This is a genomic window from Pelomonas sp. Root1444, assembly GCF_001426885.1.
In the GTDB taxonomy this organism is placed as follows: domain Bacteria; phylum Pseudomonadota; class Gammaproteobacteria; order Burkholderiales; family Burkholderiaceae_C; genus Pelomonas.
The window spans coordinates 23351-46320 of record NZ_LMFP01000025.1 but is presented as its reverse complement, the minus strand read 5'-3'; the positions used below and the strand labels follow the sequence as shown (position 1 = coordinate 46320).

26 protein-coding genes are annotated in these 22970 nt (G+C 68.6%); 9 read left to right on the top strand and 17 right to left on the bottom strand.

The features are described 5' to 3' along the window. Window positions 1-10: 10 nt before the first annotated feature. Together ASD35_RS16425 and ASD35_RS16420 are read left to right on the top strand one after the other, a co-directional pair. Complete coding sequence (locus ASD35_RS16425) at window positions 11-499, top strand: TlpA disulfide reductase family protein (RefSeq protein WP_082580218.1); 489 nt, start codon at window positions 11-13, stop codon at window positions 497-499. A 78-nt stretch (window positions 500-577) separates the two neighbouring features. Then, window positions 578-1567, top strand: coding sequence for an N-acetylmuramoyl-L-alanine amidase-like domain-containing protein (locus ASD35_RS16420; protein ID WP_056876039.1), 990 nt, complete (start codon window positions 578-580; stop codon window positions 1565-1567). Here the strand turns inward: ASD35_RS16420 and lipA are convergent. Then, window positions 1564-2529 (bottom strand): lipoyl synthase, encoded by a 966-nt coding sequence (gene lipA / locus ASD35_RS16415; RefSeq protein ID WP_056876038.1) that lies wholly within the window; start codon window positions 2527-2529, stop codon window positions 1564-1566. The genes ASD35_RS16420 and lipA overlap by 4 nt on opposite strands. Further along, window positions 2526-3206 carry a lipoyl(octanoyl) transferase LipB gene (lipB, locus tag ASD35_RS16410; protein WP_056876037.1) on the bottom strand — a complete coding sequence of 227 codons (681 nt, stop codon included), beginning with the start codon at window positions 3204-3206 and terminating at the stop codon, window positions 2526-2528. Before lipB ends, lipA begins: the two co-directional genes overlap by 4 nt. A 56-nt stretch (window positions 3207-3262) precedes the next feature. Between lipB and ASD35_RS16405 the strand changes: the two genes are divergently transcribed. Next, window positions 3263-3889 carry a tetratricopeptide repeat protein gene (locus ASD35_RS16405; protein WP_056876036.1) on the top strand — a complete coding sequence of 209 codons (627 nt, stop codon included), beginning with the start codon at window positions 3263-3265 and terminating at the stop codon, window positions 3887-3889. Here ASD35_RS16405 and ASD35_RS28125 read toward each other — a convergent pair whose 3' ends face one another. The 7 genes from ASD35_RS28125 to ASD35_RS16375 are packed head-to-tail and all read right to left on the bottom strand — an operon-like array spanning window position 3890 to window position 8209. Then, entirely contained in the window at window positions 3890-4222 is a 333-nt protein-coding gene (locus ASD35_RS28125; protein ID WP_235538370.1) for a hypothetical protein, read from the bottom strand. Between the two features lie 11 nt (window positions 4223-4233). After that, window positions 4234-4518, bottom strand: a complete 285-nt coding sequence (locus ASD35_RS16400; RefSeq protein ID WP_056876035.1) for a DUF493 family protein — start codon at window positions 4516-4518, stop codon at window positions 4234-4236. A 13-nt stretch (window positions 4519-4531) separates the two neighbouring features. After that, a complete protein-coding gene (locus tag ASD35_RS16395) occupies window positions 4532-5689 on the bottom strand; it encodes a D-alanyl-D-alanine carboxypeptidase family protein (RefSeq protein WP_056876034.1) in 1158 nt (385 codons plus the stop codon). 23 nt (window positions 5690-5712) lie between these two features. Beyond that, window positions 5713-6336 (bottom strand): alpha/beta hydrolase, encoded by a 624-nt coding sequence (locus tag ASD35_RS16390; RefSeq protein WP_056876033.1) that lies wholly within the window; start codon window positions 6334-6336, stop codon window positions 5713-5715. Continuing rightward, the gene (locus ASD35_RS16385; protein ID WP_056876032.1) at window positions 6333-6659 is read right to left on the bottom strand and encodes a ferredoxin; all 327 of its coding nucleotides are present in this window, start codon (window positions 6657-6659) and stop codon (window positions 6333-6335) included. Before ASD35_RS16385 ends, ASD35_RS16390 begins: the two co-directional genes overlap by 4 nt. A 14-nt stretch (window positions 6660-6673) precedes the next feature. After that, window positions 6674-7774 carry a VanZ family protein gene (locus ASD35_RS16380; RefSeq protein ID WP_056876031.1) on the bottom strand — a complete coding sequence of 367 codons (1101 nt, stop codon included), beginning with the start codon at window positions 7772-7774 and terminating at the stop codon, window positions 6674-6676. A gap of 6 nt (window positions 7775-7780) precedes the next feature. Continuing rightward, window positions 7781-8209, bottom strand: coding sequence for a CopD family protein (locus ASD35_RS16375; protein WP_056876030.1), 429 nt, complete (start codon window positions 8207-8209; stop codon window positions 7781-7783). Between the two features lie 392 nt (window positions 8210-8601). Between ASD35_RS16375 and hemB the strand changes: the two genes are divergently transcribed. Beyond that, window positions 8602-9603, top strand: a complete 1002-nt coding sequence (gene hemB, locus ASD35_RS16370; RefSeq protein ID WP_056876029.1) for a porphobilinogen synthase — start codon at window positions 8602-8604, stop codon at window positions 9601-9603. A 4-nt stretch (window positions 9604-9607) separates the two neighbouring features. Further along, complete coding sequence (locus tag ASD35_RS16365; protein ID WP_056876028.1) at window positions 9608-10714, top strand: magnesium transporter CorA family protein; 1107 nt, start codon at window positions 9608-9610, stop codon at window positions 10712-10714. Here ASD35_RS16365 and ybeY read toward each other — a convergent pair. Further along, complete coding sequence (gene ybeY / locus ASD35_RS16360) at window positions 10711-11154, bottom strand: rRNA maturation RNase YbeY (RefSeq protein ID WP_056876027.1); 444 nt, start codon at window positions 11152-11154, stop codon at window positions 10711-10713. The genes ASD35_RS16365 and ybeY overlap by 4 nt on opposite strands. Continuing rightward, window positions 11151-12110: a PhoH family protein gene (locus ASD35_RS16355; RefSeq protein WP_056876026.1), complete on the bottom strand. Its 960-nt coding sequence runs from the start codon at window positions 12108-12110 to the stop codon at window positions 11151-11153. The genes ybeY and ASD35_RS16355 overlap by 4 nt, the downstream gene beginning before the upstream one ends. Before the next feature lie 88 nt (window positions 12111-12198). On the opposite strand from ASD35_RS16355, the gene ASD35_RS16350 reads away from it, so the two are divergent. From ASD35_RS16350 to ruvB, 4 genes are read left to right on the top strand one after another with little or no spacing between them, the layout of a single operon-like run. Then, the gene (locus tag ASD35_RS16350; protein WP_082580214.1) at window positions 12199-13611 is read left to right on the top strand and encodes an ATP-binding protein; all 1413 of its coding nucleotides are present in this window, start codon (window positions 12199-12201) and stop codon (window positions 13609-13611) included. A gap of 24 nt (window positions 13612-13635) precedes the next feature. Next, window positions 13636-14289 carry a response regulator transcription factor gene (locus ASD35_RS16345; RefSeq protein WP_056876024.1) on the top strand — a complete coding sequence of 218 codons (654 nt, stop codon included), beginning with the start codon at window positions 13636-13638 and terminating at the stop codon, window positions 14287-14289. A 27-nt stretch (window positions 14290-14316) separates the two neighbouring features. After that, window positions 14317-14886: a Holliday junction branch migration protein RuvA gene (gene ruvA, locus ASD35_RS16340; RefSeq protein WP_056876023.1), complete on the top strand. Its 570-nt coding sequence runs from the start codon at window positions 14317-14319 to the stop codon at window positions 14884-14886. Further along, entirely contained in the window at window positions 14883-15941 is a 1059-nt protein-coding gene (gene ruvB / locus ASD35_RS16335) for a Holliday junction branch migration DNA helicase RuvB (protein WP_056876022.1), read from the top strand. The genes ruvA and ruvB overlap by 4 nt, the downstream gene beginning before the upstream one ends. 84 nt (window positions 15942-16025) lie before the next feature. Here ruvB and ASD35_RS16330 read toward each other — a convergent pair whose 3' ends face one another. The 6 genes from ASD35_RS16330 to ASD35_RS16305 form a co-directional block, all read right to left on the bottom strand. Then, window positions 16026-16955 (bottom strand): porin, encoded by a 930-nt coding sequence (locus ASD35_RS16330; RefSeq protein ID WP_056876021.1) that lies wholly within the window; start codon window positions 16953-16955, stop codon window positions 16026-16028. Window positions 16956-17121: 166 nt separating this feature from the next. After that, on the bottom strand, window positions 17122-17763 hold the full coding sequence (locus ASD35_RS16325; RefSeq protein ID WP_056876048.1) for a histidine phosphatase family protein: 642 nt from the start codon (window positions 17761-17763) through the stop codon (window positions 17122-17124). A 2-nt stretch (window positions 17764-17765) separates the two neighbouring features. Further along, complete coding sequence (locus ASD35_RS16320; RefSeq protein WP_056876020.1) at window positions 17766-18089, bottom strand: DUF1840 domain-containing protein; 324 nt, start codon at window positions 18087-18089, stop codon at window positions 17766-17768. 33 nt (window positions 18090-18122) lie between these two features. Then, window positions 18123-20204, bottom strand: a complete 2082-nt coding sequence (locus tag ASD35_RS16315) for a bifunctional diguanylate cyclase/phosphodiesterase (RefSeq protein ID WP_157275611.1) — start codon at window positions 20202-20204, stop codon at window positions 18123-18125. 53 nt (window positions 20205-20257) lie between these two features. Then, window positions 20258-21553 carry an HD-GYP domain-containing protein gene (locus tag ASD35_RS16310; protein WP_056876019.1) on the bottom strand — a complete coding sequence of 432 codons (1296 nt, stop codon included), beginning with the start codon at window positions 21551-21553 and terminating at the stop codon, window positions 20258-20260. Window positions 21554-21821: 268 nt separating this feature from the next. Further along, a complete protein-coding gene (locus tag ASD35_RS16305; RefSeq protein WP_056876018.1) occupies window positions 21822-22859 on the bottom strand; it encodes a LacI family DNA-binding transcriptional regulator in 1038 nt (345 codons plus the stop codon). Between the last annotated feature and the right edge of the window lie 111 nt (window positions 22860-22970).

Sequence of the window (22970 nt, the reverse complement as noted above, 5' to 3'; positions counted from 1 at the left end):
AATGGCGGCCATGCTGTCCCGCCGCACCCTCCTCCCTGCCCTCGTGCTGATCGGCGCGGCGTTGACCGGCTGCGCGCGCGACCGCGCACCGGCCGTCGACTACACGCTGCTGAACGGCCAGAAGGCCAGCTCCCAGCAGTGGGCCGGCAAGGTCATGTTGGTGAACTTCTGGGCCACCAGCTGCGCGACCTGCGTGAAGGAGATGCCGCAGATCGTCGCCACGCACCAGAAGTTCAAGGCCCGCGGCCTCGACACGCTGGCGGTGGCCATGAGCTACGACCCGCCCGCCTTCGTTTCGAAGTTTGCCGAGACGCGCGGCCTGCCGTTCGGCGTGGCCATCGACAACACCGGCAGCGTCGCCCAGGCCTTCGGCCCGGTGCAGATGACGCCGACGACCTTCCTCATCAACAAGCGCGGCGAGATCGTCAAGCGCTACGTCGGCGAGCCGGACTTCGCCGCGCTGCACGGGCTCATCGAGCAGTTGCTGGCCGAAGCCTGAACGGCCTCTTCCCGCCCGTTATGGGCGGCCGACGATGTGTCATGCCCAAGACTCCGCAGCTTGGCTGACACTGGTGCGATGCAAAAGACTCTCGGTTCCCTGGCCGTTGCGCTGCTGCTGACGGCCTGCGCCCACCAACCGCCGGCACCGCCGCAGGTGCCGGCCAGCGCTGTGCAGCTCGATGCTGCCAGCCGCGTCGGCCTTGATGCCGCCCAGTTGGGCAACCTGCTCAACAAGCCGCTCTACGAGATGCAGCCCGCCGAGCTGGGCCGTTTCCTCGCTTGGCAGCAGCTGGACCAGCCCGACCTGCGCCAGCGCATCGCGGCGCTGGCGCGCAAGAACATCGGCCAGCCCTATGAGCTGTTCCTGCTGGGCGAGTTTCCGTACGAAACCTACGACACGCAGCCGCTGTTCAACCTGGCCAAGAGCGACTGCGTGGTGTTCGTCGAGCACACCTATGCGATGGCGCTGAGCGCGTCCTGGGAGGAATTCTTCTGGATGCTGCAGCGCATCCGCTACCGCGACGGCGTCATCGGCACGGCCACACGGAACCACTACACCGAGGCCGACTGGAACATCGCCAACCGCTGGCTGGTCCAGGATGTGACCGCCACGCTCGGTGCGCCCACGCAGCCCTACCACCAGCGCATCGACCGCCAGGCCTTCCTGCTCAAGCAGTTCAAGATCCAGCGCGACATCCCGGTGCAGCCTTACGACGATGTCTATGTCGCCAAGCAGGACGTGGCCGCCATCGAGGCGCAGCTGCGGGACGGCGATTTCGTCAACGTGATCTCGGGCCGCAACGGCAACTACTACGCGTCGCATGTCGGGCTGATCGTCACCGGCGCGGACGGCTCGCGGCGCCTGCTGCACTCGGCCGAGCCGCAGGTGCGCGAGGAAACGCTGCAGGCTTTCATCGCCCGCATGGCCGAGCGCGATGCGCGCCAGGCGGGGCAGAACAAGGCGGCGCTGGCCGGCTTCAAGTTCCTGCGGCTGAACGAGTCGCCCCAGGTGCCGCCGATGGCGCCGCAGCCGCGCCCCGGCCGGCCGGCGGCGCTGGGCGGTTAAGCGACCGGGTTCAGCGCCGCGTGCGCCTGCTCGTCCGCGTGGTAGCTGGAGCGCACCATCGCACCGACGGCGGCGTGCGTGAAGCCCAGCTCGTAGGCTTCCTTCTCGAACTGCTTGAACATGTCCGGCGTCACGTAACGGCGCACCGGCAGGTGGTGACCTGACGGCGCCAGGTACTGGCCGATGGTGATCATGTCGATGTCGTGCGCGCGCATGTCGCGCATGACCTGGCGGATCTCGTCGTCGGTCTCGCCCAGGCCGACCATGATGCCGCTCTTGGTCGGCACGCCCGGCACTTCTTCCTTGAAACGGCGCAGGAGGTCCAGGCTGAACTGGTAGTCCGAGCCCGGCCGCGCTTCCTTGTACAGGCGCGGCGCGGTTTCCAGGTTGTGGTTCATCACGTCCGGCGGCGCGGCCTTCAGGATGTTGAGTGCACGGTCGGCGCGGCCGCGAAAGTCGGGCACCAGCACCTCGATCTGCGTCGTCGGCGACAGCTCGCGCGTCTTGGTGATGCACTCGGCGAAATGACCGGCGCCGCCGTCCTTCAGGTCGTCGCGGTCCACGCTGGTGATGACGACGTACTTGAGCTTGAGCGCCGCGATCGTCTTGGCCAGGTTCAGCGGCTCGTCCACGTCCAGCGGGTCCGGCCGGCCGTGGCCCACGTCGCAGAACGGGCAGCGGCGCGTGCACTTGTCGCCCATGATCATGAAGGTGGCCGTGCCCTTGCCGAAGCATTCGCCGATGTTGGGGCAGCTGGCTTCTTCGCAGACCGTATGCAGCTTGTGCTCGCGCAGGATCTGCTTGATCTCGTAGAAGCGCGTCGTCGGCGAACCGGCCTTCACGCGGATCCAGTCCGGCTTCTTCAGCACCTCGGCCGGCACGATCTTGATCGGGATGCGGGAGGTCTTGGCCTCGGCCTTTTGCTTGATCGTCGGGTCGTAGGTCGTGTCGGACATGGTCATGGCGAGAGCTGTGGCGAGAGCTGTGCCGAGAGCCGCTCGGCGAGCCGGCCGGCCGCGGTGGGCCAGTCGGTGAAAACCCCGAGTTTATCGAGGCTGGTGGTTTGAAGCCCTGCGTAACCGCAAGGATTGATGCGCTGGAAGGGTTCCAGGTCCATCGCGACATTGAGCGCGAGGCCGTGGTACGTGCAGTGCCGGCTGACCTTGATGCCCAGCGCCGCCACCTTGGCCAGGCCCTTGAAGGCGTCGTGCGGATCGACCGGCCCGCTCAGCGCTGCATGGCTGCCGGGGTCGGCCGGCCGCACGTAGATGCCTGGCGCGCTGGCCACGCGCAGACCGGTCACGCCGTAGCTGTCCAGCGTCTGGATGAGGGCCGTCTCCAGGCGGAAGACGTACTCCTTGACGAAGATGCCCAGGCGCCGCAGGTCGACCAGCGGGTAGGCCGTCACCTGGCCGGGGCCGTGGTACGTGACCTGGCCGCCGCGCTCGGTCGTCACGACGGGAATGTCGCCGGGCAGCAGCAGGTGCTCCGGCTTGCCGGCGATGCCTTGCGTGAAGGTGGGCGAGTGCTCGCAGAGCCAGAGCTCGTCCGGTGTGTCTGCATCGCGCGCCGCCGTGAAGGCGCGCATGGCCTCCAGCGTGGGCAGGTAATCGACCCGCCCGAGGGTCTTGACGATCATGCGGGCATCATAGGCAGGCGCTGTAAGCCCTCGCCCACCTGAGCCGACTGGACCCGATGAAGACTGCACTGATCTCCGCGTTGCTGGTTGCCTCGGCCGCGCACGCCGCCACGCTGTCCGACGCGCTGACCGCCTACGACAACGGCGACCTCAAGGCCGCGGCCCAGGGCTTTGCCGAGTCCGCCCGGCGCGGTGAGGCGCTCGGCCAATTCAACCTCGCGATGATGAACCTGCGCCGCGAGCTGCCGGGCGCCAGCGACGCCCAGGCCTGGCGGTGGCTGCAACGTGCGGCGGCCCAACAGCATGCGCTGGCCGAAAACGCGCTGGGCGAAATGATCGAGCAGGGTCGCCACCGCAAACCCGACCCCAAGGCGGCCTGCGGCTGGTTCGAGCGCGCCGCCGAGCATGGCAGCGGCGACGGCGCGCTGGCTATCGCCACCTGCTACTACCTCGGCCGCGGCCGCACACAGGACATGGCGCAGGCGCACCGCTGGTACCTGGAAGCCGCCAAGTCCGGCGACGTGGGCGCGCAGTACATCGTCGCGGCGATGTTCGAGACCGGCACCGGCGTGGCGGCCGACGACCGCCTGGCGCGCTACTGGTACGACATGGCCGCCAAGAACGGCGACGTGGCGGCCAAAGCCAAGCTCAAGGCGATGCAGGACGCCGACGCGGCAAGCTGATCACTCGAAACGCTGTTCAGGGTGCGTCCAGTGGGTCATGCGTCCGCTGATCCACCGCAGTTGCGCACGGGCCCATGCCGCCATGCACGGCCAAATGGCTTGGCAACGGCTCGCCACCCGGGCTGCTTCGACGAGAGCTTGCACCAGCCGCGTCTTGCCTGTGCCCGACAAACCCACGAGCCGCACCGCCTGTCCAGGCGCGCTCAACGTCCGGCGCATCGCCGCCAGAGCTTGCGGGACGGTGAGCCGATCCCCCGGTCGCTTCCCACGCGCAACTGCTGGTCGACGAGAACGCTGGATGTCCAGCGCGGTGACCTCCAGCGGCACCGTCAAGGCTCAATGCATCAAAGGACGACCTTGACCATCGGGTGCGTGGTCAACGTCCGGTAGATCTCGTCGAGCTGCTCGCGGCTTGTGGCCGTGATGGTGATCGTCAGGCCCAGGTAGTTGCCGCCCTTGCTGGGGCGCTGTTCGATGGTCGCGGCATCGAAGCCGGGGTCGAACTGCCTGGCCACGTGGGCGATGGCCTCGACGAAGCCGTCGACGTGAGCACCCATCACCTTGATCGGGAACTGGGACGGGTACTCGATCAGGGACTGCTCGGGCGGGATGTCGGGTGGCAGATTCATCACGGTGCCTCGTTCACTTGATCCACAGGCGGATGGAGTCGAAGGCGCGGCCGAAGAGGCCGGCCACCGGCACAGCCTCCTGCACGATCAGCGGCACCTCGGCCACCGGCGCACCGGCGGTCGTCGTCACGCGCAGCGTGCCGACGCGCTGGCCCTTGTTCAGAGGCGCGACCAGCGGGTCGGTGCGCTCGACCTGGGTCTGCAGCTTGGTGCCGTCACCGCGCGGCACGGCGACATAGACTGCGTCGGCAGCGCCCAGCTGGACCTCCTTGGCCTCGCCCTTCCAGACCGGCACGGTCGCGATCGCCTTGCCGGCGTCGAAGACCTTGACCGCGTCGAAGGCCGTGTAGCCCCAGTTCAGCAGCTTCTGGCTTTCGCTCGCACGGGCCTCCTTGGAACTGGTGCCCATGACGACGGACAGCAGGCGGCGCTTGCCGTTGGGGAAGTCGCGGTTGGCGCTCGCCACCAGGCAATAGCCGGCGGCCTCGGTGTAGCCGGTCTTCATGCCGTCCACGGTCGGGTCGCGGCGCAGCAGCAGGTTGCGGTTGTCCTGCCGGATCTTGTTGAAGGTGTAGTCGCGTTGCGAGTAGTAGGCGTAGTACTCGGGGAAGTCCGTGATGATGTGCGCGGCGATGGTGGCGATGTCGCGCGCGCTGGCCTTGTGGCCCGGCTCGGACATGCCGGTCACGTTGCGGAACTCGGTGTTCTTCAGGCCCCAGGCCTGCGCCTGGCGATTCATCAGCTGCACGAAACCCTCCACGCTGCCGCCGACGCTTTCAGCCAGTGCCACGGCCGCGTCGTTGCCGCTTTGGATGATGAGGCCGCGCAGCAGCTCATCGACCTTGGGCGTCATCGTCGTGTCGATGAACATCAGCGAGGGTTCGCCCTTGCGCTCGTCCCAGGCGCGCTTGGACACGGTCACGGTCTGCTCCAGCGTCAGCTTCTTGTCCCGCAGCGCGCCGAAGACGACGTAGGCCGTCATCAGCTTGGTCAGTGACGCCGGCTCCTGCGGCACGTCCGCCTCGCGCTCGGCGAGTGTCTTGTGGCTGGTCAGGTCGACCAGCACGTAGTTGCGCGCGGCGATCTCGGGGGGTTGCGGCGCCTGGGCCTGGGCGGTCAGCCCGAACGTGACGAAGATGGCAGTGAAGAAGGAAGCTAGCAGACGTTTCATCGGGATCGGTTCACGAGCGGCGGTCAGATCTTCGTCGGGTCGAAGGCGCGCACCACAAGGGACTTGAGCAGCGGCAGCTGCCCGTGGAAGAAATGGCCCACGCCGGGGACGACGGTGACGGGCAGGCTCTGAGGCCGGGCCCAGTCGAGCACCGCGGACAGGGGCACGACGTCGTCGACCTCGCCGTGGATGACCACGGTGTCGGCCGGCACGGGGGCGGTGTCAAAACGGCTCGTGGCGGGGCCGACGAGGACCAGGCGCTGCGCCGGCTCGCTGACACGCTGGGCGGCGCGCGAGGCGACATAGCCGCCGAAGGAGAAACCCGACAGGATCAGCGCCTCGCCGGGCGAGCGCAGGGCGTCGGCCACGGCCAGCGCGTCGTCCACCTCCCCGCGGCCCTCGTCCCACGCGCCTTCGGACTTGCCGATGCCGCGGAAGTTGAAACGCACGGCGCGCCAGCCAAGCTGGATGAAGGCGCGCGCCAGCGTCTGCACGACCTTGTTGTCCATCGTGCCGCCCTGGGTCGGGTTGGGGTGGCAGATCAGCGCGGTGCCGACCGGCGTGATGCCGCCGGCAGGCAGGTCGATGGCGACCTCGATCTGCCCAGCCGGGCCGGGGACGAGGCGCCTGTCGGTCTGGGCGTTCATCGGCCGACGCTGTCCGGCAGCACCAGGCGTTCGACGACCTTGCCGTCACGCAGATGGCTTTCGACGATCTCGTCCAGATCGCTCTTGTCGACCCAGGAGTACCAGACGGCCTCCGGGTAGACGACGGCCACCGGCCCGCCGGCGCAGCGGTCCAGGCAGCCGGCCTTGTTGACCCGCACGCCGCCCTTGCCGGCCAGGCCCAGCTGCTTGACGCGTGCCTTGCAGTGATCGAATCCCGCCTGCGCGTCGTGGTCGGCACAACTGGCTTCGCCGTTGGCGCGCTGGTTCAGGCAGACGAAGAGGTGGCGCTGGTAGTAACTCATCGCGGTTGATTCTCTCATCGGGGCTTCTGCACCAGCCGAGCGGCCAGCCAGACCAGCGCAATGAAGGGCCATGTCCAGGCTACCCAGCGCGTCAACCCGTACAGGTTGACGAAGCGACCATGCTCCCAGGCCTGCATGTTCAGCGTCAGATAAGGGTCGCTGGGCGCGACGCTGATGAGGCCGATCAGCGCGCACAGGCCGAACAGCCCCAGCGCGGCGGCCACGCGCGACGGCAGCAGGCAGGCCACCAGCGACAGGACGATGCCCAGGCCCACGCCGGGCCGCGTGGCGTCGCTGAGCCACGCCCAGGCATGGTCGGGGCCGAAGGCCATCGCGGTCGCCGTCGCGGTGCCCAGCAGCCCCAGCAGCACGGCGCCGCCGGCCAGCACCAGGCGGCGCAGGCCAGGCCGGGCTACCGTGATCATCAACAACACCGGTGCGACCAGGCCCAGCCCGATGGCCAGCGCCTCCAGGCCCGGCGGCAGTTCATGCTCGACGGAGACGGCGTCGCCCCAGTTCAAGGCCCAGGGCGTGCCGACCAGCGCGTCCAGCAGCGTCTCGCGCCACCAGGGCAGCCATTGGCCGAGGCCGAAGGGCAGCGGCGTCGGGTACAGCAGCGCAAGCGGCCACAGCGCCAGCAAGGCCAGCGCCGGCGCGCTGCTGGCGCCGAACCAATGGTCGCGCACGTCCTCCCAGCGCTGCAGGCCGCCCAGGCCACTGAGCACGACGCCGAGCAACGCCCCCAACGTGCTGCCGCAAGCGTTCAGCGCCCAGTCCGACAGCGACGGCACGCGGCCAGGCACGAAGAACTGCAGCGTCTCCATGGCGAAGGACAGCAGCGGCCCCGGCAGCAAGCCCAGCAGCCAGGCGGCGCGCATGCCTCGGCCCGAACGAACCGCTGCCGCGAAGCCGAGCAGGCCCAGCGGGATGTAGCCGATCAGGTTGGCTTCGACGTCGAAGGCCCAGAAGCGCGGCGGCCAGGGCAGGTTGAACAGCCAGGGCAGGCCCATGCCGGGCGGCCAGCGCCACGGCCAGAAGGGATAGAGGCTGGCGTAGACGACCAGCCCGATGTGGGCCAGCAGCAGCCAGGTGGCGGAGCTCTGCCGACGGTGCATCGCAGATCAGAAGGGCTTGACGGTCACCAGCACGACGATGGCGGCGAACAGCAGCACGGCGGTCTCGTTGTAGATGCGGAACCAGCGGTGGCTGCGGCGGTTGGACAGTTCCTCGAAGCCGCGCAGCAGGCGGCGGTTCACGTGGTGGTAGCCCACGACCCCGACGACCAGCAGCAGCTTGGCATGCAGCCAGTAGCTGCCGCTGAACCGCCCGGCGCCGAAACCCAGCCAGACCCAAAGGCCCAGCAGCAGCGCCACGCCCATCAGGATGCTGCTGAAGCGGTGCAGCTTGTGCGCCATCAGCAGCAGGCGCTCGCGCTCGGCATGGCTGTCGGCCGGCACCATGGCCAGGTTCACGAAGATGCGTGGGAGATAGAACAGGCCGGCGAACCAGGCGGCGACGAAGACGATGTGGAAGGCTTTGACCCAGAGCATGCGGCCATTATGGGCAGGGCTTCTCGTCGATGAATCGTCCGCAGCGTGAGCCCGAAGGGCTCCATCGGCGTCTCGGCACGAGGCCGCAAGGCCGCCGCGCGCCAGCGCCGGGCGGCTCGCAGCGCGAGACGCATGGCGTGTGACGATAAAAAAGGCCCCGGTCGAGACCGGGGCCGAGAAAGCCTTATCGCTGTCATCACGTTAAGGCTCCTGCTCAGGGAGGAAAAGCAGGGAATGAACACCTTGCGGCTATCATTCACGGACAAGTTTAGCGCGCTTGAGCGGCAGGCGTCACGAATAAATGACGTCGGGATGTGTTGTCCATCACGCGCCGGGCCGCAGCCCCCTCATCTGCAGTCCTGCCCGAGGATCCGACCTTGACCCGCTCACTTATGACATCCCCCGCCTACCCCGCGGCGCGCCCGCGCCGCCTGCGCCGCGACGCCTTCACGCGCGCCCTGGTCCGCGAGCATTCGCTGCAGGCCAGCGACTTGATCCTGCCGGTGTTCATCCACGAGGGCGAGAACCGCGTGGATGCCGTCGCCTCGATGCCCGGCGTGTCGCGCCAGAGCCTCGACCATCTGCTGCGCACGGCCGAGCAATGCGTCGAGCTCGGCGTGCCGGTCATCGCGCTTTTTCCCGTCATCGACGCCGCGCTGAAAACGCCGGATGGCGCCGAAGCGCTCAACCCCGACGGCCTGGTGCCGCGCGCCGTGCGGGCCTTGAAGCAGCGCTTCCCGCAGCTGGGCGTGCTGACCGACGTGGCGCTGGACCCGTTCACCAGCCACGGCCAGGACGGTGTCATCGACGAGAGCGGCTACATCATCAACGACACCACCGTCGAGATCCTCGCCAGGCAGGCCTTGACGCAATCCGAGGCGGGTGTCGACATCGTGGCGCCCAGCGACATGATGGACGGCCGCATCGGTGCCATCCGCCAGGCGCTCGAGGCCGCCGGCCACATCCACACGCGCATCATGGCCTACAGCGCCAAGTATGCGAGCAGCTTCTACGGCCCCTTCCGCGACGCGGTCGGCTCGGCGGGCAACCTCGGCAAGGCCGACAAGAAGACCTACCAGATGGACCCCGGCAACAGCGACGAGGCGCTGCGCGAGGTGGCGCTGGACCTGGCCGAAGGCGCCGACATGGTGATGGTCAAGCCCGGCCTGCCGTATCTGGACATCGTGCGCCGCGTGAAGGACGAGTTCCGCGTGCCGACCTTTGCCTACCAGGTCAGCGGCGAGTACGCGATGGTCAAGGCCGCTGCGGCCAACGGCTGGCTGGACCATGACGCCGTCATGCTGGAGTCGCTGCTGGCCTTCAAGCGCGCCGGCGCCGACGGCGTGCTGAGCTACTTCGCGCTGGACGCGGCGCGGTTGCTCAAGAAAGGCTGATCGGGTGCGCGTCTTCCACATCGAGCCGGACCGCTTCACCGAGCTGCCAGCCCTGCCCGAGACGCTGCCCGAACGCGGCTTCCTGTGGCTGGGCTACGGCCGGCGCGAGTTCGAGGTGGGAGAGACGGCCGTGCAGCAGGCGCTGGTGCGCTGGGGCTGCGGCAATATCGTCGACCTGCATGTGTCGGACCTGATCAACAACCAGCTGCCCTCGCACTTCGATTACACATCCTGGTACGACATGCTGGTGTTCCGCCGGCTGGCTGCGGCGCCGGGCAGCCAGGACCTGTTCGTCGACGACGAGCATGGCACGCTGGCCTCGGCGCAGCGCGCGCTGCGCGCCATCGACACCAGCCCGGTGGGCTTCGCCGTCTTCGATCGCGTGCTGGTCACCGTGCATCCGACCGACTGCCAGGTGCGCGAGTTCTTTGCGCAAAAGCTGGACCGCCTGACCGAGGGCCGCGACAAGTCGAACGCGCGCGGCAGCGTGCGGCTGCCGACCAGCCCCGCCGACCTGATGCTGCGCATGGTCAACCACATGGTGGACAGCTACCTGGAGCTGCGCCGGCTGCTGACGCGCCAGCTCGGCACGCTGCAGCGCGTGCTGCTGGACCAGAACAGCGAATTCAACGACTGGCCGCTGCTGCTGGAAAGCCGCGATGCGCTGCACCGGCTGGAGGACACCTGCGAGGACCAGCGCAGCGCCATCCAGGAATGGATAGACGCGCTGGATGAATGGCCGGCCCACGGCGACCCACAGGTCACGCGCGAGCGCGAGCTGCTGCGCGTGCGCTCGCGGGATGTGCTGGAGCACGTCGAGCGCGTGCTGACCCATGTGCGCCGGCTGGAGTCCTCAGCCGAGTCCGCGGTGCAGATGCATTTCAGCGCACTGGGCCACCGCACCAACAGCATCATGCGCACGCTGACCGTGCTGACGGCCATTTTCCTGCCGCTGAACCTGATCACCGGCATCTTCGGCATGAACTTCGAGTGGATGCCGCTGATCAAGAACCCCAACGGCTTCTGGGAAGCCACGATGCTGATCGTGGTCCTCGCCCTGGGCCTGTGGCTGCTGTTCCGCCGCAAGCGCTACCTGGGCACCAGCCGCTAGCGACGCCGGTAGGGATCGACGATGCCGAGCGCGGCCAGGATCTCGCTCTCGCGCGCCTCCATCGCTTCGGCCTCGTCGTCGGCCTCGTGGTCATAGCCCTGCGCGTGCAGCGTGCCGTGCACCAGCATGTGGGCGTAATGGTCGAGCAGCGGGATGCCCATTTCGGCCGCCTCGCGCTCGACGACCTCGGCGCAGATGACCAGGTCGGCGCCGACGACCGGCTCATGCGCGTAGTCGAAGGTCAGCACATTGGTCGCGTAGTCCTTGCCGCGATAGTCGCGGTTCAGCGCTCGGCCTTCCTCGGCGCCGACGATACGCACGGCGATCTCGCCCGGCAGCTCCAGCGCCGCGCGGATGAAGCGCTGCACCTTGTGGCGCGGCAGCAGCGCGCGGTGGCGCGGGTCGGCAAACTGCAGCGACAGGCTGAGGTCCGGCTTCATGCCTCGCGCGCCTCGCGCAGGGCTCGCGCCTCGTAGGCCTCGACGATGCGTGCCACCAGCGGGTGGCGCACGACGTCGGCGCTGGTGAAGCGCGTCATCGCGATGCCCTTGACCTTGGCCAGCACATGCTCGGCGTCGATGAGGCCAGACTGCGTACCGCGCGGCAGGTCGATCTGGCTGGTGTCGCCGGTGACGACGCAGCGGCTGCCGAAGCCGATGCGGGTCAGGAACATCTTCATCTGCTCGGGCGTGGTGTTCTGCGCCTCGTCGAGGATGACGAAGGCGTGGTTGAGCGTGCGGCCGCGCATGAAGGCCAGCGGCGCGACCTCCAGCTGCCCCTTCTCGAAGGCCTTGGTGACGCGGTCGAAGCCCAGCAGGTCGTAGAGCGCGTCGTAGAGCGGGCGCAGGTAGGGGTCGACCTTCTGCGTCAGGTCGCCGGGCAGGAAGCCCAGGCGCTCGCCGGCCTCCACCGCCGGGCGGGTCAGGATGATGCGCTGCACCGTCGAGCGCTCCAGCGCGTCGACCGCGCAGGCCACGGCCAGGAAGGTCTTGCCGGTGCCGGCCGGTCCGAGGCCGAAGGTGATGTCGTGCGACAGGATCTGCTGCAGGTACTGGTGCTGGCGCGGCGTGCGGGCGGACAGGTCGGCGCGGCGGGTGCGCAGCACCAGCGGCCCGTCGCCGTCGGGCGTGGACGATTCGGGCGCCTTGGCCTCGACGAGGGCGAGTTGCAGCGTCTCGGCCGGCAGCGGGCGCCTGGCGCGTTCGTACAGGTTTTCCAGCAAGGCCTTGGCGCGTTCGGCGGCGGCCTTGGGGCCGTCGACGCGGAACTCGGCGTCGCGGCGCGTGACTTTCACGCCCAGCGCGGCTTCGATCTCGCGCAGGTGGGCATCCAGGCTGCCGCAGACGCGGGCCAGGCGGGTGTTGTCGGCGGGTTCGAAGGCGAAGCGCAGGATCACGGCGGCAGGAACAGAGTGGTCGCGGATTGTCGCCGCTGGTGCATTCCCCGGCGCGCATGCCGCCCGGGCTCCCGCACAATCCCCGCCCATGACTTTCCCGACTGCGCCAGGCGCCATGACGGCCCGGCGCCCGCTCCTTGCCCTGCTGCCCGGCCTGGCGCTGCTCTGGCCCGCCGCCGCCCATGCCCAGAGCCAGGCCGGCCTGTACTGGGCCGCCACGTTGCACGGCTGGGTTGCCGCCATGCTGGCGCTGATGGCCACCGTCATCGGCCTGATCTCCAACCTGCACCATCGCGAGCGGCCAGCCAACTTCCTGGTCGGCATGATGCTGAGCTGGGTCGTGCTGCGCGCCGCCGCAGCGCCTGGCGCCGCCGGCTTGCGGCCACTGCTGATGACGCTGCTGGTGTTGTGCGGCGTGCAGTACCTGCTGCGGCAGATGAACTGGAAGCGCAGCTGGATCGACCATGCGCTGCTGATCCAATGCCTCATCGTGCCCGCGAGCCTGTTGCTGACGGGCGGCCAGGTCGGGATGCTCGGCCTGGTCTGGCATGCGGTGCTGAGCCTGGAGCTGGTGGCCGCGATGGGCTGGGCGCTGTGGCTGCGCCGGTTGCGCCTGCAGGCCACCCCCGACGATGCCCATGCCCGCGAGTACGGTCTGGTGGCGACATTGCTGGTACCGACCATGCTGGCGCTGTTGGCGGAGATGGGGCTGGCCGCCGTCAGCGAGTCGCTGTGGCTGACGGCCTCGCCCTGGCTGAGCCTGACGCTGCCGGTGCTGATGCTGGGCCTCGGGCTGCAGGTCGTGAACAGCATTGCCCATGCGCGCGTCGACGCCGAGAGGCGCGCCGCGGTGGTCGAGCAGCGTGTGGCCGAACGCATCGCCGAGGTGGAGCGCAGCCATGCGCAGTTGGCCGAGCAGAAGCTCGAACAGGTCACGGAGCGCGAGCGCAAGCGCATCGCAGCCGACCTGCACGACGACCTCGGCGCCAAGCTGCTGACCATCGTGCACACCAGCGAGTCCGACCGCATCTCGACGCTGGCGCGCGAGGCGCTGGAGGAGATGCGCCTGTCGGTGCGCGGCCTGACCGGCAAGCCCGTGCACCTCATCGACGCGCTGGGCGACTGGCGCGCGGAGGTCGTGTCGCGCCTGGGCCAGGCCAACATCCTGGCGGAATGGAAGTCGCCCGCAGAGGACATCGAGCACACCTTCCAGGCCCGCTCCTACGTGCAGACGACGCGCATCCTGCGCGAGTCGGTGAGCAACATCATCAAGCACAGCGGCGCGACGAATGCGACCATTTCCAGCGCCGTGCAGGATGGCGACTTCATCCTGACCATCCAGGACAACGGCCAGGGCATACCGTCCGAACTGGACGGCAGGCTGGACAGAGGTCACGGCATGGCGAGCATGAAGTCACGTGCCAAGCAAATGCATGGCCAGTGCCTGGTTGAATCCGGCCCGGGCTGGGGTACCGTTATCCGGCTGACCATTCCGCTGTGATTTCGCTCTGATTCCGAGGCCCCCATGAACCACATCCTGCTGCTCGAAGACATTCCCGAGATCCGCGCCTGGCTGAAGGCGCTGGTCAAGCAGGTGTTCGCCAACGCCCAGATCACCGAGTGCTCGCGGGTGCAGGACGCGCTGTCCCTGGTCAACGGCCAGCGCTTCACGCTGGCGCTGCTGGACCTGGGCTTGCCCGACGGCTCCGGCGTCGAGGTGATCGCCGCCCTGCGCGAGAAGCAGCCGGAGGTGCAGTCGGTCATCGTCACCATCCACGACGACGACGAGCACCTGTTCCCCGCGCTGCAGGCTGGCGCCTTCGGCTATCTGCTGAAGGAGCAGTCGCGCGAATTGCTGGTCGAGCAGCTGCAACGCATGAGCCAGGGCGAGCCGCCGCTGTCACCTTCGATTGCACGCAAGGTCATCGCCTACTTCGCCGCGCAAGTGAAGAAGCCGACCTCGCCGCTGTTGCACGAGGTGTCGCTGACCGATCGGGAGACCGAAGTGCTGCTGCGCGTGGCCAAGGGCTACACGCTGCCGGAGATCGGCGTGCAACTGGGATTGAGCCGCCACACGATCGCGGACTATGTGAAGCAGATCTACCGCAAGCTCAATGTGAGTTCGCGCGCCGAGGCGGCGCTCGAAGCACAGCGCCTCGGGTTGTTCGGCCGCAACTGATCGCCATCAGGCCCAGATAATGGGTCAATGATTGGAAGACTGACTGGCGTCATCGCCGAGAAATCGCCCCCGCAGGTCGTCATCGACGTGGCGGGCGTGGGCTACGAAGTGGACGTGCCGATGAGCACCTTCTTCAACCTCGGTGGCCTCGGCGAGCGGGCCGTGCTGCTGACCCACCTGACCGTGCGCGAGGATGCGCACCAGCTTTTCGGCTTCCTCACGCACGAGGAACGCGCCACCTTCCGCATGCTCATCAAGATCAGCGGCGTCGGGCCGAAGATGGCGCTGGGCCTGCTGTCCGGCCTGTCGGTGCCCGAACTGGCCCAGGCCGTGTCGCTGCAGGAAACCGGCCGGCTGACCAAGGTGCCGGGTATCGGCAAGAAGACGGCCGAGCGGCTGCTGCTGGAGCTCAAAGGCAAGCTCGGCGCAGACCTCGCCCTGCCGGCCGCTGTCACGAACGATGCGCAGGCGGACATCCTGCAGGCCCTGGTCGCGTTGGGCTACAGCGAGAAGGATGCCGCTGCGGCGTTGAAGGTATTGCCGCCTGATGTCGGCGTCAGCGATGGCATCAAGCTGGCACTGAAGAAGCTCTCATGAGTATCCAGACCGACGACTTCGCCCCTACGCCGCGGCTGATCAGCGCCGCGCCCGAGTCCCCCCGCGAAGAGGCGATGGAACGCGCGCTGCGGCCCAAGCATCTGGACGACTATGTCGGCCAGGCCAAGGCGCGCGAACAGCTGGAGATCTTCATCGGCGCTGCCAAGAAGCGCCGCGAGGCGCTGGACCACGTGTTGCTGTTCGGCCCGCCGGGCCTGGGCAAGACGACGCTGTCCCACATCATTGCGGCCGAACTCGGCGTCAACTTGCGCCAGACCTCCGGGCCGGTGCTGGAGAAGCCCAAGGACCTGGCCGCAATCCTGACCAACCTCGAGAAGAACGACGTCCTCTTCATCGACGAGATCCACCGCCTGAGCCCGGTGGTCGAGGAAATCCTCTACCCCGCGCTGGAGGATTATCAGATCGACATCATGATCGGCGAAGGCCCGGCGGCGCGTTCGATCAAGCTGGACCTGCAGCCCTTCACGCTGGTCGGTGCGACGACACGCGCCGGCATGCTGACCAACCCGCTGCGCGACCGCTTCGGCATCGTCGCGCGGCTGGAGTTCTACACGCCGGCCGAGTTGCAGCGCATCGTGACGCGCTCGGCCGGCCTGCTGGGCGCGCCCATTGACGCCGACGGCGCGCTGGAGATCGCCCGCCGGTCGCGCGGCACGCCGCGCATCGCCAACCGCCTGCTGCGCCGCGTGCGCGACTACGCCGAGGTCAAGGCCGACGGACGCATCGTCGCCGGCATCGCCGACAAGGCGCTGGCCATGCTGGACGTCGACCCGCAAGGCTTCGACCTGATGGACCGCAAGCTGCTGGAGGCTGTCGTGCACCGCTTCGACGGCGGCCCGGTCGGGCTGGAGAACGTGGCCGCGGCGATCGGCGAAGAAGCCGGCACCATCGAGGACGTCATCGAGCCCTACCTGATCCAGCAAGGCTTCCTGCAGCGCACGCCGCGCGGGCGCATCGCGACGGTGGCTGCTTACCGCCACCTTGGCTTGGCACCGCCCGGCAGCAGGGGCTCATCCGACCTGTTCGCGGAATGAGCCGGCCATGAGAAACGGCGCCAGACGGCGCCGTTCCAATAAAAAAGCGCCCCGAGGGGCGCTTTTCCGTTACCGACCCGAAGATCAGAAGTTGTGGCGAACGCCCACCGCCAGGGAGTTGAAGTCCAGCTGGCCAGTGCTGTTGTAGTCGGTCTTGGTGTAGAAGCCATAGACCTTGGTGCGCTTGCTCAGGTTGTAGTTGTAGCCCGCCGTGTACTGCTTGGCGCCGCCGAAGCGGAAGGCGCCGTCACCACCTGCCTTGGAGCCACCGACGTTCAGGTGGAATTCCGACTGGCCGACGGTGTACATGGCAGCCAGACGGCCCACGTCACGGTTCTTGAAGCCGCTGATTTCTTCGCGCTGGTAGTAGCCACCAAAGGTGAAGGCGCCCAGCTCATACAGGCCGCGGACGGCCATCTGTTTGTAGTTGCCAACCTTCTCGTAGCCCAAACCGGCGTGCAGGGGACCCATGTCGTAGTTCACGGCCACGTCGAAAGCACGCGGGCCAGCGCCTTCACCGGCAGCAGCGCCCAGTTCAGCCGAGAAGCCGGCAACGTTGGGCGTGAAGTACGAGACCTTGTTGTTGGTCGTGAAGCGGGTGCCGTACAGGTTGTCGGCAGACGTGCCCGTGTCATGGTTGTGCATGCTCACGTAGTCAGCCGTCGCGAAGTACGAGCCCGGGAACCACTTGCCCAGACGCACGCCACCGAAGGCGCCTTCCAGCTGGACCCACGAAGCGCGGTTCCAGAACTGGGTGCCGCCGGTCGCAACGCCGGTGTCGCTGTTCAGGCCATGCTCCAGGGAGAACGACGCCTTCAGGCCACCGCCCAGATCTTCCGTGCCCTTGAAACCCAGGCGCGACGAGTTGTTCTGCACCACGACCTTGCGGTCTTGCGAGCCGACCTTCTGGCTCTCCACGGTGGTGTTGATGCGGCCCCACAGGGTGACGGAGCTTTGTGCGAAAGCCGGGGCTGCGACAGCAGCCAGCGCGGCGACGAGTGCAATTTTCTTCATCGTTTGCCTTTACAGAGAGGTGACGGCTGGGTTGACTGCCCGGCCTTGAAGGACAAGTGGCGGCGAGTATAGGAGCGGGTTTTGTCACAACCGACGCAAGCGACGCGTGGATGCAACAGTAGGGCTAGGGGCCTTGGAAACTGGGGCTAGCCCTAGAAACCCCGATTCAGGCGGCCACGTCGTCGGCGGTCAGCCCGGCCAGGTGGCGGTCGTCGTTCCAGCCGACCAGCGTGAAGCCTTCGGTGGTGGCCAGCAGGCGGTTGATGGTGGCGTTGCCAAGCTGCCAGCTGCGCGGCGCCGCCAACGCCACCCGTGTGGCGGCGCGGTAGAGGCAGTCCAGCACGCCACCATGGGCGACCAGCGCGATGCTGGCGCCCGGATGCGCGGCGGCAGCGCGGCGCGCGGCGTCCAGGCAGCGGGCGCTGAAGCTGTTCAGGCTCTCGCCGCCACCGACGGCAAAGTCGGGCTCGCGGCGCCGCCAACGGGCGGCATCCTCGGGAAAGTCTTGGGCAATCTCGTCCCAGCTCAGGCCTTCGAAGCGGCCGAACGCCCGCTCGCGCAAGCCGGCGTCGAGCCGGACCGGCAGTTCGTGCACGCGCGCCAGCGCGTCGGCGGTCTGCCGGGCGCGGCTGAGGTCGCTGGCATAGATGGCGGCAAGCGGCTCGTCGGCCAACGCTTCGGCCAGGCGCTCGGCCTGGGCCAGGCCCAGCGGGCTCAGCGGGATGTCGGTATGACCCTGGATGCGCGTCGCGCGGTTCCAGGCGGTCTCGCCATGGCGGATCAGGACCAGGCGCGTGGCTTGTTCCAGCACTACACCCCCCAGACGACGTCGGCACCCTCGCGCTGGCTGCGCTGCATCAGCTCGTGCAGCGGCCAGGCGCGCTGGCGCAGCGAGACGCCCTGGCGGCGCGGCACCGGCTCGCCGGCGGCCTTGGCGTCGTCGACGGCACGCTGGAACTGCGCATCGTCGGCGGCGACGCCGGCCTCCAGCGCCTGGATCAGGCCCGGCAATGCCGCCGATTCGAGGATGCCTTGGGGGGCGGGCTCGCGGCCCATCAAGCGCAGCACGGCATCGCCGGACTCACCCAACATGACGACGTCGGCACCAGCCTTGGATTTGAAGCGGTAGAGCATGGCGGCATTCTCCGCCCGTGCGGCCGGAAATGTTCAGCCGTTGCCCGCCAGGCCCAGCCAGCCCGAGACAGCGGTGTCGACGACATGACGGCGCGGCCGCACGCGTTGCTCGAATTCCTCGGGCCGCAGCGCGGGCGCATACAGATAGCCCTGGAATTCATGGCAGCCGGCCTGGGCCAGGAAGTCGCGCTGCGCCTCGGTCTCGACGCCTTCGGCGATGACCTGCAGGCCCAGCGCGCGACCCATCTGCACGATGGCATTGGCGATGCCGCAGTCGCTGGCGTCGTTGGGCAGCCCCTTGACGAAGCTGCGGTCGATCTTCAGCCGCTGGATGGGGAAGCGCTTGAGATAGGCGAGCGAGGAATAGCCGGTGCCGAAGTCGTCGATGGACAGCGTGACGCCCAGCGCCGCCAACGCCTGCATGCGCTTGAGGCCCTCGTCGGCGTCGCCGATCAGCACGCCTTCGGTAAGTTCGAGTTCCAGCATGCTGGCAGGCAAGGCCGCGTCGCGCAGCGCGGCGGCAACGTTTTCGACGAAGCGTGCCTGCTGGAACTGCAGCGCCGACACGTTGACGGCCACCGGCATGCGCAGCCCGCGGCCCAGCCAGTAGGCGGCCTGCTCGACCGCCTCGCGCAGCACCCAGTCGCCGATGGCGACGACGAAGCCGCTCTCCTCCGCCAGCGGGATGAACTCGGCCGGCGAGATGTCGCCGCGCTGCGGGTCGCGCCAGCGGATCAGCGCCTCGGCGCCGATGACGCGGTCGCTGCCCAGCTCGACCTGCGGCTGGTAGTGCAGCCGGAAGCGCCCCTCCGCCAGCGCCTGGCGCATGTCGTGGTCCAGGCGCATGCGCGACAGCAGGTCGACCTCCTTGCGCGGCACGTGAAAGCGGAAGCCCGCGCGTCCGCTCTCCTTGACCCAGTGCATCGCGCGCTCGGCGCTGGCCATCAGGTCGTCGGGCGAGCCGCCGTCGCCGGGAAACAGGGCGATGCCGCAGCTGGCCGTGACGGTGAAGCTCAGCGTGTCGAAGGTGAACGGCTGGGCCAGCAGCTGCTGCACGCGGCGCGCGGCAGCCTCGGCCTCGAACATCTGCGCACCGTCGATGAGCAGCGCGAACTCGTCGCCGCCCAGCCGTGCGAGCGTGTCGTTGGCGCCCACCGCGCCGCGCAGCCGCTCGACGATTTCGCGCAGCACGCGGTCCCCGTAGCTGTGGCCCAGCGTGTCGTTGATCTGCTTGAAGCGGTCCAGGTCCAGGTGCAGCAGCGCAAATGAGGGTAGCGGCTCACCGGTGGCGACGGCCGACATCAGCTGCACGATGCGGTCGGCGAGCGCGCGGCGGTTGGGTGCGCCGGTCAGCGCGTCGGAGCGGCCCAGTTCCTCGATGCGCTGGTGCGCGGCCAGCTTCTCGCTCAGGTCGCGGAATGAAAAGACCCGCCCGATCGGCTCGCCCCGGCTCATCTGCGGCAGCGAGACCTGCTCCAGCACCCGGCCGTCGGCCAGGCGCAGCATGTCGCTGGAGCGCATCAGCGGCGCGTCCAGCAGCGCCTCGATGCGCAGCCGGTACTGTTCGCCGTCGCGCATGACGCGCTGCAGGCTCAGCCACAGGCCGGCATCGCCCGGCTCGTGCAGCAGGCCGCCGGGCAGGCCCCAAAGCTTGGCGAAGCGGCGGTTGAAGCTGCGCACCCGGCCAGCGAGGTCGACGACGAGGATGCCGTCGGCGGTGGATTCCAGCGTCGCGCGCAGTTCCGCCAGCAGCGTCTCGCGCTCCGCTTCGGCGCGGCGGCGGCGGGTCTGGTCGTGCAGCAGCACCAGCCAGTAGCGGCCACCGTCGGGCGTGTGAACGGGGCTGATCGAACGGCTGACCCAGCGCGGCTGGCCGTCGCTGTGGGTTAGCACGGTGTCGGAGCGGATGCGCGCAAAGGGGTCGCGGGCAGCGCCCTGCCAGAAGGCTTCGTCTTCCAACGAACCGCACAGCGATGCCGGCGGCTGGCCCAGCGCCCGCTCCGGCTTGAGGCCCAGCAAGCGCAGCGCGGCGCGGTTGACGGCGCTGACCGTGAGGCTCTCGCCGTCGACCAGCCAGGCGGGTTCGGGCAGGCCTTCGAGCAAAGCGCCGATCACGTGTGGCGCCTCGTGGACGCGAGGCAGGGTCGGGTTCGCCTCGCGGCTTGCATTCACGCCGCCAGCTCCCCTGGCCCGGTGCTCGCCGCATCGAAGAAATAGGCGATGCGCGCCCGCGGGCTCAGGTACTCCAGTGAGGCCCGCGGCAGGAATTGCGGTTTGAGGCTGCGGCGGATGCCGAGGTCGGGCATCTCTTCCAGGTTCAGGATCAGCGCCTCGTCCTTGGGCACCTTGGGGTCGTGCACCATGACGCGGGGCTTCAGCGGCCGTGCCGAATTGACCGACACGACCAGGGCATAGCGGTCGTCGGTCAGTTGCACCGTGGAGCCCGGCGGGTAGACGCCCATCATGCGGATGAAGGCGTTCAGCATGGTGGCGTCGAACCGGTTGCGGCCTTGGGCGAACATCAGCGACAGCGCCTCGTGCGGCGTCATCGCCTTGGACGGCAGCAGCGGGTTGCACAGCCCGTCGAAGCGGTTGACCAGCGCGACGATGCGCGCGCCGGTGCTCATGCGGTCCATGTTGATGCGCTGCGGGAAGCCGCTGCCGTCGGCATGCTCGTGATGCTGCGCAATGATGAGCAGCGGCCCGGGCGGCATGCCCATGGCCTGGGCGATGGCCACGCCCTTGACCACATGCTGCTGGTAGGCCTGGTTCTCGGCGGTGGTGAAGCTCTCGTCACGGTGGCGCAGCCGGGCGGCGATCTCGAGCTTGCCGACGTCGTGCAGCAGCGAGCCGACACCCAGATCCATCATCTCGTCGCGCCCCAGGCCGAAGGCGCGGCCCAGCAGCAGCGCAATGATGCAGACGTTGAGCGCGTGGGCCGTGCTGCGGTCGCCGGCGGCTTCGTTGAGCAACCGCATGTTGAGGTCACCCTCGACCAGCATCTTGTCGAGCAGCGCGGCGGTCAGCCGCTCTGCGTTGGCGCGGGCCTGGTTGGGGTCGGGCTGCACGAGGTCCATCACGGCGCGGAAGCCTTGCGCCGCCTCGCCGTACTGCGCTTCGCACAGGCGCATGGCCTCACGCTGGGCTGCCAGCGCGCGGCGATGCGCCTCGCGGGCGATGTCTTCGGGGCTGGGCTCGGCCGGGGCGGGGGGCAAGGCTTCGGCGCCGGGCTGGACGGCGGCGGCCTGCTCGGCCGGCGGCTGCAGGGGCACGTCGCTCTTGGCGGGGCTCCAGCGCACTTGCGTCAGGCCCAGGCGGCGCAGGATCAACAACTGGTCGCTGGAGGCGATCTTGAAGCTCGACAACGGAAACGGATGCGACATCCAGCCGAGGTCGAGATGAATGAACATCCCGACCGTCAACTGGCTGACATCGATCAGCGGATCGTTTGATCTATCCTGCATTCACTCGAACCCGTGAGCACGGGCGCCCTCCGCTCGGCAAAGCCTCGCCACCACTGCCGAGAAACTCAAGCCGGCTGCTGCTATACGTCAAATTGGCCGATTTGCATCCGCAGATGTAGGGGCAAAACCCCCTTGCGCCATGCAAGTCGGAGCTTAGCGCCTGATCGTGACCGAAATTCCAACCGGTTCTCGGGGCAAACGCGGAGGAATGCATGCTCCGCGGCAAAGTCGCAGCCTCTGGCAGCCGGGTTGCCGCCCCTGCGCGCGGCTAGCGGGCGCGGGTCGAATCGCGCACCACCAGTTCGTGGGGCAGCACCTTGTGCAGATCGGCCTCGTCCGGCGGCGTCGCCATGTCGGGGCGCTGCACGGACACCAGCATCTCGACGGCCACGCGCGCCATCTCGGCCACCGGCTGGCGCACGGTGGTGAGCGGCGGCCACACCAGGGCCGCGGTGGGCGAATCGTCGAAACCGGCGACCGACAGCTCGCCCGGCACGCTCAGGCCCAGCCGTTGCGCCGCAGCGAGCACGCCGAGCGCCATGTCGTCATTGCTGGCGAAGACGGCCGTCGGCCGCTGGCGGCGGCTGAGCAGCTGGTGGGCCGCGTCGCGCCCGCTGGCAAACGTGAAGGAGCCGGGCTGGATCAGTTCGGGGTCCGGCGCGATGTCATGCGCGCGCAGCGCATTGACGAAGCCCTGGTAGCGCGCCGCGCTGGCCGACTGGTCGGCCGGACCCTTGATGAAGGCGATGTGGCGATGGCCGAGGCTGAGCAGCAGGTTGGTGATCTCCTCGGCCGCATGCACGTCGTCCATGCGCACCGAGGGCACGCCTGGAATGTCGCGCTCCGGGGACATCAGCACGCAAGGCGTGCCGCTCTCGCGCAGCGCGACGAGCACCTCGGGGTTGTCGCACAGCGGCGGCGTCAGGATCATGCCGTCGGGCCGCAGTGCCAGCACCATGCGGTCGATCTGCTGGCGCAGGTCGGGGGCGTCGTTGTGCAGGGACTCGACGACGAGGTGATAGCCCAGCTCGCGGCAGCGCAGCGTCGCGCCCTGCTGCACGCTGCCGACGAAGAACGCGCTGGGGTCGTAATAGAGCAGGCCGATCAGGAAGGAGCGCCCGCCTGCGAGGCTGCGCGCCGACTGCTTGGGCCGGTAGCGCAGCGCCTCCACCACCTTGAGCACCTGGCCGCGGGTGGTCTCATGAACGCCGGGCTCATGATTGAGCACGCGTGAGACCGTCTTGATCGAAACGCCCGCCTCGCGGGCAACATCGACGATGGTCGGGCTGCTGCCACGGGGAGTCATGAGGCCCCTCGCCTACGGAATACCGGTCCGCCGAGGGAAAGGCGATGCATGCGGCATCGAGCCGCATGCACATCGCCATGGCGGGCCGGCTTGGGAGCGGCCCGGCGCTCG